This window comes from Jonesia quinghaiensis DSM 15701 (assembly GCF_000423205.1).
In the GTDB taxonomy this organism is placed as follows: domain Bacteria; phylum Actinomycetota; class Actinomycetes; order Actinomycetales; family Cellulomonadaceae; genus Jonesia; species Jonesia quinghaiensis.
The window spans coordinates 213160-228491 of the sequence record NZ_AUHN01000010.1 but is presented as its reverse complement, the minus strand read 5'-3'; the positions used below and the strand labels follow the sequence as shown (position 1 = coordinate 228491).

General features: G+C 54.8%; 11 protein-coding genes. 5 read left to right on the top strand and 6 right to left on the bottom strand.

Annotated elements, in window-relative coordinates:
• Window positions 1–84: 84 nt before the first annotated feature.
• On the top strand, window positions 85–972 hold the full coding sequence (locus G538_RS16305; RefSeq protein ID WP_051196968.1) for a 3'-5' exonuclease: 888 nt from the start codon (window positions 85–87) through the stop codon (window positions 970–972).
• 89 nt (window positions 973–1061) lie between these two features.
• On the opposite strand, the gene G538_RS0110525 is transcribed toward G538_RS16305, so the two are convergent.
• From G538_RS0110525 to G538_RS0110515, 3 genes are all read right to left on the bottom strand, one after another.
• A complete protein-coding gene (locus G538_RS0110525; RefSeq protein WP_029069292.1) occupies window positions 1062–3479 on the bottom strand; it encodes a LamG-like jellyroll fold domain-containing protein in 2418 nt (805 codons plus the stop codon).
• Window positions 3480–3691: 212 nt separating this feature from the next.
• Window positions 3692–5002: an ABC transporter permease gene (locus tag G538_RS0110520; RefSeq protein WP_029069291.1), complete on the bottom strand. Its 1311-nt coding sequence runs from the start codon at window positions 5000–5002 to the stop codon at window positions 3692–3694.
• Complete coding sequence (locus G538_RS0110515) at window positions 4999–5697, bottom strand: ABC transporter ATP-binding protein (RefSeq protein ID WP_029069290.1); 699 nt, start codon at window positions 5695–5697, stop codon at window positions 4999–5001. Before G538_RS0110515 ends, G538_RS0110520 begins: the two co-directional genes overlap by 4 nt.
• A gap of 170 nt (window positions 5698–5867) precedes the next feature.
• Between G538_RS0110515 and G538_RS17445 the strand changes: the two genes are divergently transcribed.
• Together G538_RS17445 and G538_RS16295 are read left to right on the top strand one after the other, a co-directional pair.
• Window positions 5868–7184 carry a sensor histidine kinase gene (locus G538_RS17445; RefSeq protein WP_051196965.1) on the top strand — a complete coding sequence of 439 codons (1317 nt, stop codon included), beginning with the start codon at window positions 5868–5870 and terminating at the stop codon, window positions 7182–7184.
• On the top strand, window positions 7181–7903 hold the full coding sequence (locus G538_RS16295) for a response regulator transcription factor (protein ID WP_051196963.1): 723 nt from the start codon (window positions 7181–7183) through the stop codon (window positions 7901–7903). Before G538_RS17445 ends, G538_RS16295 begins: the two co-directional genes overlap by 4 nt.
• A 17-nt stretch (window positions 7904–7920) precedes the next feature.
• On the opposite strand, the gene G538_RS17440 is transcribed toward G538_RS16295, so the two are convergent.
• The 3 genes from G538_RS17440 to G538_RS0110490 form a co-directional block, all read right to left on the bottom strand.
• Complete coding sequence (locus G538_RS17440; protein WP_157544428.1) at window positions 7921–8766, bottom strand: PKD domain-containing protein; 846 nt, start codon at window positions 8764–8766, stop codon at window positions 7921–7923.
• Between the two features lie 32 nt (window positions 8767–8798).
• The gene (locus G538_RS0110495; protein WP_029069289.1) at window positions 8799–9473 is read right to left on the bottom strand and encodes a DUF6318 family protein; all 675 of its coding nucleotides are present in this window, start codon (window positions 9471–9473) and stop codon (window positions 8799–8801) included.
• Window positions 9474–9600: 127 nt separating this feature from the next.
• A complete protein-coding gene (locus G538_RS0110490) occupies window positions 9601–11724 on the bottom strand; it encodes a LamG-like jellyroll fold domain-containing protein (RefSeq protein WP_029069288.1) in 2124 nt (707 codons plus the stop codon).
• A gap of 295 nt (window positions 11725–12019) precedes the next feature.
• On the opposite strand from G538_RS0110490, the gene G538_RS0110485 reads away from it, so the two are divergent.
• Both G538_RS0110485 and G538_RS16285 read left to right on the top strand, forming a co-directional pair.
• Window positions 12020–14620 (top strand): hypothetical protein, encoded by a 2601-nt coding sequence (locus G538_RS0110485; protein WP_029069287.1) that lies wholly within the window; start codon window positions 12020–12022, stop codon window positions 14618–14620.
• Window positions 14617–15312 (top strand): ABC transporter ATP-binding protein, encoded by a 696-nt coding sequence (locus G538_RS16285; protein ID WP_035834111.1) that lies wholly within the window; start codon window positions 14617–14619, stop codon window positions 15310–15312. Before G538_RS0110485 ends, G538_RS16285 begins: the two co-directional genes overlap by 4 nt.
• Window positions 15313–15332: the final 20 nt, after the last annotated feature.

Sequence of the window (15332 nt, the reverse complement as noted above, 5' to 3'; positions counted from 1 at the left end):
ACTAGGTCAAATGGCCCACTTTGTTCTCGCAACGAGGGGAGTAGGGTGAGCCCACAGAGGGCCTGACGAACAGGAGAGCAACTGGTGACAGGCTTTGCAGTCATAGACGTTGAAACAACAGGACTGAGCGCCCGAAACGATCGCATCATCGAAATTGCCGTTGTCCACGTTGACACCAACGGAACCATCACAGGCAACTGGGAAACACTCATCAACCCCGAACGTAATCTGGCCGCTCAACACATTCACCACATTCACGCCCACCAGGTCCTTCACGCGCCCCGCTTCACCGCTATCGCCCAAGACCTAGAAGCGCTGCTCTCAGGGCGCGTACCCGTAGCGCACAACGCACCCTTCGACGCCCGGTTCATCACCGCAGAATTCCAGCGCACCTCAATACCATTCCACCGTCAACACGATTTCCTGTGCACCATGCAACTATCCCAACGCTACCTACCCGGTGTCGGCAAACCACTAGCTGACTGCTGCGCTGCCTGCGGAATCACCATCAATAACGCCCACACTGCGTTGGCAGACGCAACCGCAACCGCTCAACTTCTCGCAACCTACCTCGCGAACAGTCCACCCCACGACTGGGAACCGCACCTCACAGCAGCCTCCCATCTCCCACAAAAACCTCTTCCCGATGACCTCCACACGCGATGGTACCCACGCAACCAAAGCACCACGGAGAACACAGTAGCGATCATCCTCGACCGCCTCGATTCAGATGTTTTCGATCTCACCACTACCGAGGACCACAACACCTATCTCACAGCCCTGGAACAAGCACTGTCATCTGGCCATTTGAGCGACCACGATGCTTACGCGCTCGCAGATCTTGCACGAAACCTTGGAATGGGACGCGACACTGCCCAGGATCTGCACCGTCACTTCTACGACCAGCACGTAGCGGATCAACCTCTTGGTGCACATTCGCTTACGTGGTTGCTAGCGCTTACTTCTTCCTGAGAATGACCACTGGATCATCGTGCGTCAGGCCGATGCCTGTGGTGGGCATCGGCCTGACGGTCAGTGAGTTATGAGGATGGTCTGTGGTGTTACTGACCTGCTGCGGTGAGCTCCAGGATGTCCTCGGGCGAGAGCGCGGATGACCATACCGTCAGTTCATCAATGTCACCGTGGAACGGTGTGTCCCACCAGTTCACACCAAGACCGAACGTTCCTGATTTACCGGTGAAGATGTCGGGGAATCCTGTGCCTTCGAAGGTTCGTTCGCCGTCGATGTAGATTTCCAGGCTTCCACCATCGGCCACGATGGTGACGTGACTCCACTGACCGATGGGGAGTGTGGTGCCTGTCGAGGCGTCGTACCACTGCGTGCTGCCTGACCACACCATGGTGTTACCACCGGCGCCGTCATGCCCCTTGGGGACAAGTGACACCCACGACTCAGTTGATGCTGCACCAAAGAATGCTGATGTGAACTGGGTGAGTTCTTCGGGGCGCAACCACAGGCTCACTGAGTATGACCGCGAGTCGATGAGCCCATCGGGTAGGCGAACCCCACTGTTTCCATCGAGGGTGAGTGCCTTACCGGAAACTCCGTCAGCAACGTAGGTAGCGTCACCGCCAGTGATGTCAATCTTTGCGCCGGTTGTTGTGGCGTCGGCATGGGTTCCAGTGGTGTCAGCCAGGTTGTCGTCGAAGGACCATTGCGCGGCTAGTGAAGCTGCCGTGCGTGGTTGAACCACAATGGTGTACGTCATTTTCTTTGTTTTCTTGCCATTGGTGACGCGTGCGTACAGTTTTGCGGTGGAGGGTTGTTCGCCTACTGCGGGGCGTGTAATTGTGCCTGTGCTCGTCACAACAGCATCGTTGGATGACGACCAGACGATGCTGGTCCCACCCGTGCCCTTGGTTGGTAGCGTCAAGTTCGCGGTGACGTTTTTGGTGTCACCAAGGTCAATTGCTTTCGCCACAGCTTTCACTGCGGCATTACCTGTGAGGACGTCAACCTGCCTGCCGGTGACAGCGCGCCCATCCTTCGATAGGACACTCAACCCTAGTGACCATTCTTCATACTGTGGGTCCCACATTGGTGTGAATACACCCGTGTGGGTCGTTCCGTTGAGTGTCAGCGTCGCGGTGTTTTTGCTGGTGAGTTTCCATGAGCCGATGCGTTGTGTGGTTGGCTTTTTGCCGTTCACTGACGTGGTGGTGACATGGCCTTTTTTATCGAGGGTCACTGTTTGTGATTCCACTGCGGTGGTGTTGATATCTTGACCCATGTCAACGATTTGCCAGTCACCGGCTATGTCTTTTTTCTTCACGGCGGTCAGTTTTTCGCCTGCGTAACGCATGGGGGAGACTACCGGCCAACCATCGTTGTTGAACCAGAATTGTTGTACCCGGACTTGGTGCATTTCGCCACTGTCTGGGAACCGTGAGTGGAAGATGAGGTACATCTGCCCAGTGTCAGGGTCTTCGTACCAGGTGTTGTGGCCTGGTGAAACGTAGCCCACTCCGGTTCCTGTGCCGGGGTCTCCGAGTTCTCTGGTGAAGACGTGCGAGCCCATGAGCTTGACACCGTAGGGCTCGATGGAGGCATCATCAAACAGAGGTTTGCTGGGGTCGGATTTCACGTCCGTCATAGTGTTGCCTCGAGCGTCCACGTAAGGGCCGTCAGGGTTTTTTGAACGCACAACACGCATGTTGTACCCACCGGTTGCGTCCAATCCGCCAAAGGACAGGTACATGTAGTAGTAGCCGGTGTCTTTGTTGTATTGAATTGTTGGAGCTTCGATGCGTGAGTGGTTTCCGCCGATCAGGTGTGTGCCGTATCCCTGATCGGGGAGGGGAAGCCCAGTGTCGGCATCCATTTCGAGGATGAAAATACCGCCGGAGTATGACCCGTACACCATCCATAGGCGGCCGTCAGCATCATAGAATGCGTCGGGGTCAACAGCGTTGGGGTGAATCAAGGCGTCATAGATCTCGCCGGGGTTTTCTGATTCTTCGTCCCACATTCCTGACTTCAGAAGAATGCCTTGGTCTTTGTAGGGGCCGTCAACCTTGTCAGCGATTGCGAGGCCGAGGGCTGAGCGAGGCGCGTCTCCCTTGCAGGCGTTGTAGTAGAGGGCGAACTTCCCGTTCGGAAGTTGGATGGCATCGGATGCCCAGAGGGTGTCCGACTCTGCCCACTCGAAAGTCTCTTTAAGTTCGGTGTAAATATCGTCAAATAGTTTGTTGTCGCGGTCCTGCGCTAGGTCAACGGTGTGTTGTGTCCAGTTCAGCAGGTCAGTGGTGTGTGCGGAGGCGCCATGTGAGCCAAAAACCCAGATGTCGTCACCACTGGTGACAACGGAGGGGTCATGGACGGTGACGTCGGTGAAGGACGGCGCTTTCGGTCCCTTTTTTGCTTGAGCTGGTAGGGCAGCCCCAACCGCTAAAGCGGTGGCGGTGAGAATTCCTGCCATGGATGCGGCTATACCAGCGGTTATACGTGTTCGCTGCATGGTGGTCCTGTTCGTCGTTGGACAGTACACGGGTGCGGATCTCCAATGACATGCACCCAGGCTGACTCTACAACGATGTAGAAGGCTTCTGCAACGATGTAAAAGCTTACGTGTGATGTGGGGTGGAGAGAAACTCTCCACCCCACATCACTCTGTCATTGCACTATTTGTCGTGTGAAGGGCGCCCCACGGTGAGATGCCTTCAGAGTGGATCACTCGTACCGTAGCGACGTCACTGGATCCGCTTTCGCTGCACGTGCGGCGGGGAGTGTTCCTGCGAGGAACGCAATGCCCATGATCACGAGAATAATGACCGCAGTTGTGGCCGGATCAAAAGCGATGAGTTGCAAACCGGGCAGATCGGCAAGCAGCGATTCCGACAATGCTGCACTGATAGCAGTTCCTGAGATGATTGCTGCAAAAACACCCACTGCGCTTCCCAGGAAACCGATGAATGTGGCTTCCAGGCTGAACAACCCAAAAACCTTTCCACTCCCCATGCCCATTGCCTTCATCAACCCAATTTCTCGGGTTCGTTCCTGAACGGACATGAGTAGGGTATTTACGATTCCAAAGCTAGCGGCAATCAATGCGATAACAGCAAAGCCATTTAGTACCAAAACAATGCCATCAATCACCGTGGTGAAAGTGCCTAATTGGTCTTCAACAGTTAGGCCCGAGTAGCCGGCGTCACTGAGACGGTCTTTCAAAGCTGTGATGTCCTCTGGTGAGGCATCAGCGGCGAACCATACGCTTGCCTGAGGGTAGCGTTCTGCTTGTTCCGCCGGAATCCCAGTGTTTTGCGCTTCAACCAACGCGTCGGTCAGTGACGTATTAGCAACGATGCTCTCTCCGAGAGGAGAAGCGAGAGTAGGCTCGGACGTCCCCACGATTTCCGCGTCAACACTGTGTGACGTTCTTGTGGCATCACTGACCTGTAAGGTTAACGTTTCACCGATTATTGCTGAGGCATCAGTGAAACCAAGACTCTCTACGTAAGAGGCAGGGATGACAACCTCATGTGTGGTTGCATCAGTGTCTGGCTCTCGCCCGGCAGTGATGTTCAGAGATTGACCTTCAAGAATTCCAGCTAGTTGAGCGACGTAGAGTTCGCTATCAGCGGTTTGAACAAAATCTACCGTGACCTGCCGTACGGCCTGAACATCAAGAACACCGTTAATGCTTGACAATTCATCAAGATCCTCAGGAGTTAATGCGATAACTGAACTCCCCGGAGCGCCTCCTTGATCTACATCAATGGAGTCTGGGTCATACAGTTGAGGTTCCGTTGAAGACGCACCAAACCCCACACTTGATGGGTCAGGTTTAGTCACCGTCAATACATCAGAAACCCCAATCCCTTCGAGAGTGTCATCGATGTATGCATTTATTCCGGTTCCCAAACCGTTGGTAAGAGTCAAGGTGAAAGCACCTATGAAAATTGCTAGAGCGGTTAAAACTGTTCTAGTTTTTGACCTGAAGGTGTTTGAAATAGCTGAGGAAACAAGGTCACGAGTTTTCATGCTGCCACCTCTAGTGTTTCATCAACAAGTAGGCCATCGCGAATCCGAAGCTGTCGATCGCACCGCGCTGCAAGTTCCTCGTCATGGGTCACCACAATCAATGTGATTCCGTTCTGTGCGTTCAAATCAAACAAAATGTCCTCGACAACTGCCCCTGTGGCTGAATCAAGGTTTCCTGTCGGCTCATCAGCAAAAATGATGCTTGGGTTGTTCACCAAAGCCCGAGCAATAACAACACGCTGCTTCTGCCCACCAGAAAGATTCACTGCCTTATTTTTTGCTTTGTCATCTAGTTCAAGCTGGCGAAGAGCTTCCATGCCGCGACGGCGACGCTCAGAGGCACTAACTCCGGCAATTTTCAGAGGCAATGTGACATTTTCTAAGACAGTGGCATTGGGGGTGAGAAAAAACTGTTGGAAGACAAAACCAAACGTTTTGTTCCGCACAGCGTTGAGGTTCTTGCCACGCAACGATGTCGTGTCAACTCCGTCAAGTGACAGTTTGCCTGACGTCGGCGCATCAAGAAGCGCGAGAACGTGCATGAGGGTTGACTTCCCAGAACCACTCTTCCCTAAGATCGCGATACTTTCACCGCGATCAATGGTGAAACTGACACCTTTCAACGCTTCAAAAGCATTTTGTCCGTGACCGTACGTTTTCCGAAGGTCATGGACAGTAAAAATTTGTTGAGTCATGATGCTCCTCACGTGCTTGGTGCGGCGGTTGCTGCACTCAACCCAGCATCCGTGAAGTTTGCTTTCACCGCGTCCACCCACCGCAGACACTGCCTCGTACTATGAGCGCAGTACAGGGCTGCTGCGCGAGGATGACGACAACATCGTCGCTTCCAGTGCACACTAAAAGCATGGGACCTGAATGGAAAGACTTATCGGCAGCGCCCGCCCGTCAACGGGCGAAACGCATAGTCGGTGATGTTGTAGGTACCGCGCTCATATTCGCCTCGGCGATGGCCCCTCACCATCAAACGGGATATGTCCCCTCCAGCACGTGGGGGTACATCATTGTCCTCAGCCCCATTATTGTGCTTCCTCTCCGCCGGCGGTTTCCCCGCGAATTTGTCGCAACCGCCGTGGCACTCTATGTTGTGGCAGCTTCCCTTGGAGTGCTGAGCCCGGGGATTGTGGTGGCACTTGCATTTGGTATGTTCGCTGTTTCTAACCGCTACCCCCGGCGGGTATCAGTGGCGATATGCCTAGGGGCAATAGCAATAATTATGATTTCCAGTAACCTAGTGCCCGTCGAGGGAGTGTCTGACCCTCGCATTGTGCAATTCGCTGCACTCATCGCTTTTGGTGCGGCAGCTGGAGATGCAGCACGGTCGCACCGAGAACTTATTCGTCAGGCATTCGATCGCGCCGAACGAGCAGAACAAACCCGCGAAATCGAAGCGCAACGGCGAGTCACCGAGGAACGCCTACGCATCGCCCGTGACCTTCATGATGCTGTCGCTCACCAAATTTCCGTTATTAGTCTCAACGCCGGGGTGGCCACGTCAGTACTAGAAACAAACCCCACTGCCGCCCGTGAATCCTTGGAGCGAGTACGAGGCGCAGCGCGAACCGTACTCACCGAAATCGGCGATTTGATGAGGTATCTCAGAGCAGAGGACAGCGACGACAATACGGGCCCAACGAAGCCGCAGGTTGGTATAGACCATGTTCAGGACCTTATTCAACAATTCGAGACAGCTGGCCTTGATGTCACTAGTCGGCATCAGGGCGACTTGACATCGATACAAGAAATACCCGGTCAAGTTCTCTACCGGGTCGTTCAAGAGGGGCTCACAAATGCCCACAAACACGGTAGCGAACATCGAGCACATGTGTTGATCAGTGTCCATCAAGACACAGCAACTGTGCTCGTCACCAACCCTGCCGTGTCTACTGCTCAACCGCAAGGCAATTCAGAGAAGGCAGGTGGCCGAGGGCTTCTCGGCTTACGTGAGCGGACCGCCGCTGTCGGCGGGCATCTCGAAAGTGGGCACCACGGTGGAACATATCGGCTTAGCGCGACAGTCCCGACGGCTGGCCACACACATTCGGACTCCCCAACAGGTCAGGAACAAAGCTTGCTTCGCTTACCCGCAACACCCAGTTCACCAGCTCCATCTTGCCCTTCGCGGGGGCCACGAGCATCGTTCGAGCAGGGAAACCCAGCATGACAACAACTGTGCTTGTGGCTGATGACCAGTCACTGATCCGCCAAGCAGTCACCGCCATTTTGAGTAGCCACCCAGACATTGACGTGGTTGGGGAAGCCGCAGACGGTGTGCAAGCTGTTGCTGCGGTGAGTCAACAACATCCTGATGTTGTGCTCATGGACATTCGCATGCCGCACCAAGACGGTATTGAAGCGACCGCTGAAATTTGCGGGAACCCTGACAATGACACAACACGCGTGCTGATCCTTACCACTTTCGAAGAAGACGACAATTTGGTGGCGGCTCTGCGAGCGGGAGCAAGTGGGTTCATTGGTAAAGGTGCCGAACCTGAGGACATTGTCAATGCAGTGATCGCCGTGCATGCTGGGGACACACTTTTATCACCACGTGCCACCCACGCGTTGGTGGAGCGTTATGTGCGGCCACGCCCCCCTGTGGCGACCGGTCAGCGGGGGAACATACCTGACCAGCTGAAGCACCTCACTGAGCGTGAACGGGAAGTGCTGATTCTTGTTGCGCAGGGTTTGTCCAACCAAGACATTGCGGATGCGCTCGTGATCTCACCACACACCGCAAAAACCCACGTGAACCGAACCATGGCGAAACTACATGCCCATGACCGGGCGCAACTTGTCATCGTCGCATACGAGACGGGATTGCTTACCCCAGGCCAAGGCACTTCACGGCAAGATCAAAGCCAACGTCCGACTTCTATGTAGGCGTTGTAGACGGTGAGCTAGTCACCAGTTGTCCCATTGTTTGGGTCCGTGAGCAGTGGCGTGTATTCGAGCACGGTCACAGGTGAACTGTTTTCTGTTGTCGTCGTTGTTCCACTGATCGGAAGCCAAGTGGCACCGCCGTCGATACTGTAGTCCCCTTCCCACCGGGTTGTGAGGCTAATGGTGAAGGTGTCGAGCATTGTATATGTGTGGTGAACCGTATGGTCGGGGTATGAGCGGCCTGGGTCGGTCGTGACGAGAGGCGAACTTCCATCGCCCCAGTCCCAGGCGTATTCGATGGGAGTGGCACGCACTCGGATCGGAATGCCCAATATGGTTGTGGTCAAAATTTGCGGTTCGGGGTTCGTTAGCGTGATGACAGGGAGGTTAATGACGTAGTCATCACGATCTGGCTCAATGTTGATGCCAGAACCCTTCAAAGGGAGGCTTTGGAAGTCCGACATGGTAAAGCTAATGCGAAGGGGTTCGCTGCCTTCCGTACCTTGCGCGCCAGGTTCTCCCGGAGGAAAGCAATACATGATCAGCGACGTACGTTCTGGACTGACCTCACCAGCGCCAAGCTCTGCAAACCCTTGCTGTCCACCATTCTGAACTTCCGCGAGTACCTGCTGTCCACCATCTGGGCCGCATGCCCCTTGTGCCGCGCCAGCGAGTGGGTCTCGAGGTTCCGAAGAAGCTTGAGGTTGAGGATCAGCATCACTGGTTTTAGGCTCAGCGGAGTTGGCATCTTCCCATCTATTTCTGCCTTCATTTTTCGCCGGGATGTTAACTTTCTCTAGATCCCACTCGGGTAGAAAATCTGTCTCGAAAAATATCAGACTAGGAATGGCAAAAAATGTCACAGACAATGAAATGCGAATGAAAGAGGCGCCAATCACTTGGGGTCCTCAATTTCGACAAGTTTCCAACTGCTTTCTGAGAAACCAACAAGGAAGACGAGATCAACTGGTGTGTTTTGTTTGACAGGCGGCGTGTCCGGGCTGTCACTGGTGGAAGATTTGACCGTAGCCTTGACGGGAACATCCCAGAGAAGGGTGGTGTCCCCTGTAAATTCTGGAGCTGATATTTCTAGTTCAGTAAACGTATACTCCGAAACGTCTATCATCATTTCCTCTTGGTTTTTTGCTACGCCGCGTAGATATTCACATCGGCCGCATCCCTCAAAGGCGTACTCATCGAGGAGGTCGGTGCTGTTATTCACCATGTCGTGTTCGATGACTTTGATGAAAAACTCAGTTGCGGCGAGGGCACCGGCTTTATCCCCGGTTTTCATAGCTTCTGGTTCTTCCGGCGCAGGGCTGGCAACAGGCTCGTCGACAACCTCATCTTGAGGCGCTGGTTCGGTGGTTTCGTCGGCAGTAGAGTTTGTGGGCGCAGTGTTGCTTGTTTGCGGTGCGGGAGGGGCGTTCGTTTCTTCCTTTGAACATGCTCCTAAGCCACAGAACACAATGAGAGCAGTCAAAGCCGCACCCACTAGGCGCGCCCGCCCTTGCTTTGCCGCGTTGAGTGACGCTAGCTGAGAATTGTGTTCACCACGAGTTGTTGACATGCGTCCCATCACATCGCAGCTAGGTGCTGACGGAACATGGGACTAGGTTCCCTGTGGATAACAACACAATGGGTGTTGCCCTCTCTCCGTAGAGAGGGCAACACCCATCGGTAGTGCGGTACGGCTATTACTTCACGGCAAGCGCTTGAACGTCAGCTGCGGTGAGAGCTGAACGCCACACCTTTACCTCGTCGATGCTGCCCTTGAACGGGGTGTCCCAGTGGTTGACACCAAGTGCGAATTGGCCGTTCGCAGTTGTGAAGACGTTGGGGAATCCTGTGCCATTGTGGGTGCGTTGACCGTTGACGTACACCTGAACAGCACCATTTTTCACAACGAATGTGACGTGGCTCCATTGGTTGAGGGGCAGTTTTTTGCCAGTGCCCGCGTCATACCACGTGGTTCCAGCCCACACCATGGCGTTTCCGCTAACACCGGAGTGCCCTTGTGGAACCATGCTGACCCATCGTTCTGTGGTTGCTGACCCGAAGAACGCGGGTGTGTGCTCGGTGAGCGCTTCTGGTTTTAACCACATGGACACGGTGTAACTGTTGCCCTGGATGAGGCCGTCAGGCAGTCGGATTCCTGTGCTGCCGTTGAAGTAGGCAGCCTTCCCTTGGACACCTGAGTTGTACGATGCGGTCCCTCCGCTTGTGCCGATGCGTGAACCGGTTGTGGTGGCGGCAGCTGATTTACCGGACCCGTCGTTGAGGTGTCCTTCAAAAGACCATGACCCATCAGGTGTGCCAACGCTGCGGGCAGCGAGGCTGATGTTGCGGCCCATCAGGGAAGTGCCATCTTTGGATAGTGCTGTGAACCCGTAGGACCACGAAGAATACTGTGGGTCCCACACGGGGGTGTAAACACCCGAGAATGTCGTGCCGTTGAGGGTGATGTTCGCGGTGTTCCGTGAAGAGATCTTCCACGTACCGACGCTGTTTGTGCTGTTAGCGGCGGTGATGGTGCCACCTGAACGGAATGTGTAGGTGGTTGATTTTTTGGTAGTGGTGTTGATCTCTTTGCCGTGGTTCACGACTTGCCATTGGCCGATGACGTCTTCTGCGCTGGCGCGTCCCGCTGTTTCGCCGGCGTATCGCATGGGTGAGAGAACAGGCCAGCCGTCATTGTTGAACCACAGTTGTTGCACTCGTACTTGGTGCATTTCGCCTGTGTCTGGGAACCGTGAGTGGAAGATGAGGAACATCTTTCCGGTCTTTGGGTCCTCATACCACGTGTTGTGACCAGGTGAAACGTAACCGACACCTGATCCGCTACCAGGTGATCCGGCTTCGCGAGTGAAAACGTGTGAGCCCATGAGCTTCACGCCGTGTGGTGCGATAGTTGCGTCATCGAATACTGGCTTTGACGCATTGGACTTCACGGATGTCATCGCAGTGCCTTTGGCATCTACGTAAGGCCCGTTGGGGTTCTTGGAACGTGCTACACGCATGTTGTAACCACCGGTGGCATCTAGGCCGCCGAATGATGTGTAGAGGTAGTAGTACCCGGTGTCTTTGTTGTACTGAATGGCTGGCGCTTCGATGCGGGAGTGGTTTCCTCCCATGAGGTGCTTGCCGTACCCCTGGTTGGGAAGGGGTTTTCCGGTTTTAGCGTCCATTTGCAAAATGTAGATGCCACCGGAATATGACCCGTAGACCATCCAGAGTTTGCCGTCTTTGTCGAAGAAAGCGTCGGGGTCAACGGCGTTGGGGTGAACGAGGGCGTTGTAAATTTCGCCTTTGTTCTCTGATTCTTGCCCCCACTGTCCAGATTTTAGGAGGATTCCCTGGTTTTTAAATGGTCCATCAACTTTGTCTGATGTTGCTAGACCAAGCGCTGATCGGGGTGAGTCGCCTTTGCAGGCGTTGTAGTACATCGCGTACTTGCCGTTAGGGAGTTGGATGACGTCGGAGGCCCAGAGTGTGTCTGATTCGGCCCAGTCGAACGCTTCTTTGAGTTCGGCTTGGATGTTGGTGAAGAGTTTGTTGTTTTTGTTTTGGGTGAGGTCGACCGTGTGCTGGGTCCAGTTCAGCAGGTCGGTGGATTTTGCTGATGCGCCGTGTGAGCCGAAGATCCAGATGTCGTTTCCAGAGGTGACGACGGAGGGGTCATGGACTGACACGTCTGTGTACCGTGGCGCGGGTTCGTCAGCGGCAACCGCTGGCAAAGTTGCTCCGACGGTGAGGGTGGCTGCTGCCATCACCCCGCTGGTGCACGCTGCGAAGAACCCTCGCATGGTTGAGCGTTTCATATCACTCCTTGCATGGTTGGGGGTGGGACAGGAAAAACCTGCATTGTTCGGCGACTCTACAACGATGTAAGAACATGCATCAATGGTTAGTGGACCGTGGGTTGATGGGCCCGCTTTTTCGCCGTGTGCTGCTACGATACTTCGAGTTAGCGATGTAATCTGTGGGTCAACGTAGTTAGGGCGATTCATCGTGTTGTGGCATGGTCAGGCTCGTATGGGATATCGGGTGTTTCGCCAGAGGGTGGCCGTTCTGACGGCCGCCCTTTTGGCCGTCAGCGTGGTGTGTGCGGGGCAGGTGACAACACGGTCGTCTGCAGTTGTTGAAACAACAGTGAACGAAAACTGGCGTGGCGCGTATGACCTGCTTGTCACCGCCGACGGTGGGCTGTCCCGGGCTGCGGAAAATACAGGTGGCCTCATTGAACAAAACTTCGCGTCACTTACCGGCACAGGTGGTGTGACAGCGCAACAAATCGAAGATATCGCAGCCATATCTGCGGTCGAGGTTGCGGCACCCCTCGCTTTTATTGGACAGCTCAGCACCCCTTCCTACGATGTCATCGTAGGGGCTTCGGAACCTGATGGAGCGAAGTCCACCTTCTTCTCCCAACTACGTGGCTTTGATGTCTCTATAAACGTCGATACTCACGATGGTGTCACCTCAATCCCGTTAGCGACACACAAAGCGCACGTCGTCACCTCACCGCCCGCCACAGGAAGCGAAGACGATCTACCTCTGCTCACCGGTGTCATGGATGACGGTGATGTTCAAGGGATAGGAATGGCGGATGGCAGTGGAACCTGGACAGTGGACTATGTGGCGCCAGCTTTACCACCATTGAGTGCAGGGTTAATTGCCGTAGACCCACACGCTGAAGCGCAACTGCTGAGTTCACATCAAGACTTGTTCGCCACGTTAGGGATGTTCGACTCCGCACTTTCTGGCGGCACTGAACCAGCTGAACTCGCGAAAATCCTCCAACGGGAAGTGGGGGAAGAAGCAGTAAGCGTGGGAACGTACTTTGAGGCTTTTAACAACCTCACCTCACTGGATGGTGATGCTCTACCGCTACTCGTGTCACAGGGGGCCTACCCGCAGGTAACAGCAAGCCTCCAAGCGACTGAGAGGCTCATTGGGCAAAACTTTCTCACCAATCACTATGATGCCGAAACGCGAAGCGTTGGTGAGGGGTGGCGGCAGGCGATGGCCAGAGCGCCACAAGGAGAGCGATCAGAAACAGAGTACGACTTCTCGGAGAGCCTCACAGCATTCGCGGCACCTCAACTTCATGTTTCCCTACCTGGTGCCTCCGAGGCGTCAGGGGGGGCCATGGTTTCCACCACACCCAACTACGATTCATCGCTTGTTGGCCGTGTTGAGTATGACGCTGCACCTCAGTCCGCTGGTGACTCCCCGTCAGGCGTGAATCTCGCTTTACGGGCGCACCCCCAAGGGGTAGCAAACGTGGGGAACGCCGGTGGGCAGGAACAGACGTACCGGTTGAAGGAGTCATCCGGTATTAGTTTCAGCCCAGCACCTGTGTACGCGCCGCTGGGTGTGTTTAATCCCCATGACCTCGTGCAAGGCGTTGATGAGGCGTCATATGTCCCCTTGGGAACCTACCGTTCGACAGGCATCACCGTGGTTGGGGGCGAGCATGACGGTTCGACGTTAGCTCCCTCGTTCAGTGGTCGCGGGTTGGCGCTGTCAACACCGGGCGCCATCACGACCATGGCCGCCGCTAACCAACTACAAGGTTTCAGTGGTGCAGATGTTGTTCGAGTCAGAGTTGCGGGAGTGGGCAACTACTCGCCACAAGCGTTAGAGAAAATCGGTGATGTTGCCGGAACTATTACTGCCCTTGGTCTAGATGTTCGTGTTGTTGCCGGGTCCTCACTCGACCAAGTCGCAGTGTATGTTCCGCAGTACAACCAAGCCGGTGATCTGGGGTGGACTGTCGAAGAATGGACGAGTCTTGGGGCAGCTCTCAAAGTGGAGCAGGCACAAAACCTCGCCACACTCACCCTCCTCATCGTCACACTAGTTGGGGTCGCTCTTTTGGCCAGCGTTGTGCAAGGTGCAGGGGTGGCGAAACGTCGTGATGAGGCGGCACTGTTGGGCTCATTCGGATGGACTCAGCCACGCATACGGCGGTGGTTTTTCACGGAGGACCTTCCGAGCCTCACGATTGTCGCTGTTGCAGCGGCCTACGCGGTGAATACTGCGCACATTGGCGCTGCCCGCACAACCATCATCGCCGTTGTGGGAACTTTCGTGGCCGTGGTGTGTTGGGCGTTATGGTCAATAACCCGTCAATCCTCGACGCGAACCCACGTTGCCCGCCCACCGAAGTTGCCTGCCCGTACAGCATCTGGAATTGGCAGCAGGATTGCCAGAGCGCATGGTGCCTCAACTGTGTTGATGGGAGCATCACTTGTTGTGTTAACTCTGACTGGCGTCGCATTTCTCGCAGTGATCCTCAACTCCCGTGTTTCTGCAGGGACGTCACGAATAGCTGTGCTTGTTCAAGATGCTCTTGTCCTCCCGCAGACAATTCTTGCGCTCGTTGGCTTAGGTGCAGGGATATTCATGTTTGTGAATGCACTGAAGACTGCTCTTGCGTCTGGTGTTGGGCAGTACGTCATGCTGGTGACGAGTGGGTGGGACCGTGACATGCTGGCACGTTGCGTGCGGGGGCACATTTTCACTGCATTAACGCCGGGGTGTCTCATGGCGGTTGTTGGCGGTATTTCCGCTTCATTCATTGTCAGCACAACGAACCCGTTGCCCATGGTGGTGACTGTTCTTGCGATGTGTGGCATTGCTTTGGGTGTGGCGTCGTTGTGGGCAGGTAATTTCGCGTCAAAAATTTCAACTGTGAAAGCAGACAAGTGACCACTAAACATGTGCAAACCTTAGGAGCATCTCACGACGCTGTTCCAGCGGTGGCGCTCACTGGAGTTTCTATTGAGTTCCCTCGACATCATGAAGATCCACTCACCATTGTGAGGGGGTTCGATCTGAGAATCCCACCCGGTACGATGCACTGCTTAGCGGGCCGGTCAGGTTCGGGTAAAACATCCGTTTTGCGTGTGGCGGTAGGGACACTTACGCCAACGGCGGGAACCGTCCAGTGGGCTGGGACGCCCATACATACATTGGCACCCAAGCAATTGGCCAACGCGCGGCGCGCACACATGGGTTATGTTGACCAGAAAGCGACCGTGATCGAGGAATTAACTGTTCTTGATAATGTGTTGCTGCCAGCAATCCCGTTAAAGATCGCTGAGGCGCATATCAACCGTGCACATGCGTTGCTCGCAACATTGGGTTTAGGTGACCGGGCGAAGCAACGAGCTAAAACTTTGTCAGGTGGGGAGCGGCAACGGTTAGCAATAGCGCGGGCTTTGTTGGTGAAACCAACAGCTATAGCGCTCGATGAACCGACTGCTTCACTTGATGCGAAGGCTGCACTGACAGTTATTGATGCGTTGCACACAATTACCCGCGAAGGCACAGCAATAATCGTGGCTAGTCACGACTCCAGTGTCATTTCTGCGGCGCATACGGTTACGCATCTTAGTTAGCTGTTTTTGGGTGGTGTGGT

Bases quoted from the DNA above. Each gene is read 5' to 3' on its own strand.
- G538_RS16295 (WP_051196963.1), top strand. From the start codon at position 7,181: ATGACAACAACTGTGCTTGTGGCTGATGACCAGTCACTGATCCGCCAA.
- G538_RS0110515 (WP_029069290.1), bottom strand. From the start codon at position 5,697: ATGACTCAACAAATTTTTACTGTCCATGACCTTCGGAAAACGTACGGT.
- G538_RS17445 (WP_051196965.1), top strand. From the start codon at position 5,868: ATGGGACCTGAATGGAAAGACTTATCGGCAGCGCCCGCCCGTCAACGG.
- G538_RS0110490 (WP_029069288.1), bottom strand. From the start codon at position 11,724: ATGAAACGCTCAACCATGCGAGGGTTCTTCGCAGCGTGCACCAGCGGG.
- G538_RS0110495 (WP_029069289.1), bottom strand. From the start codon at position 9,473: ATGTCAACAACTCGTGGTGAACACAATTCTCAGCTAGCGTCACTCAAC.
- G538_RS0110525 (WP_029069292.1), bottom strand. From the start codon at position 3,479: ATGCAGCGAACACGTATAACCGCTGGTATAGCCGCATCCATGGCAGGA.
- G538_RS0110520 (WP_029069291.1), bottom strand. From the start codon at position 5,002: ATGAAAACTCGTGACCTTGTTTCCTCAGCTATTTCAAACACCTTCAGG.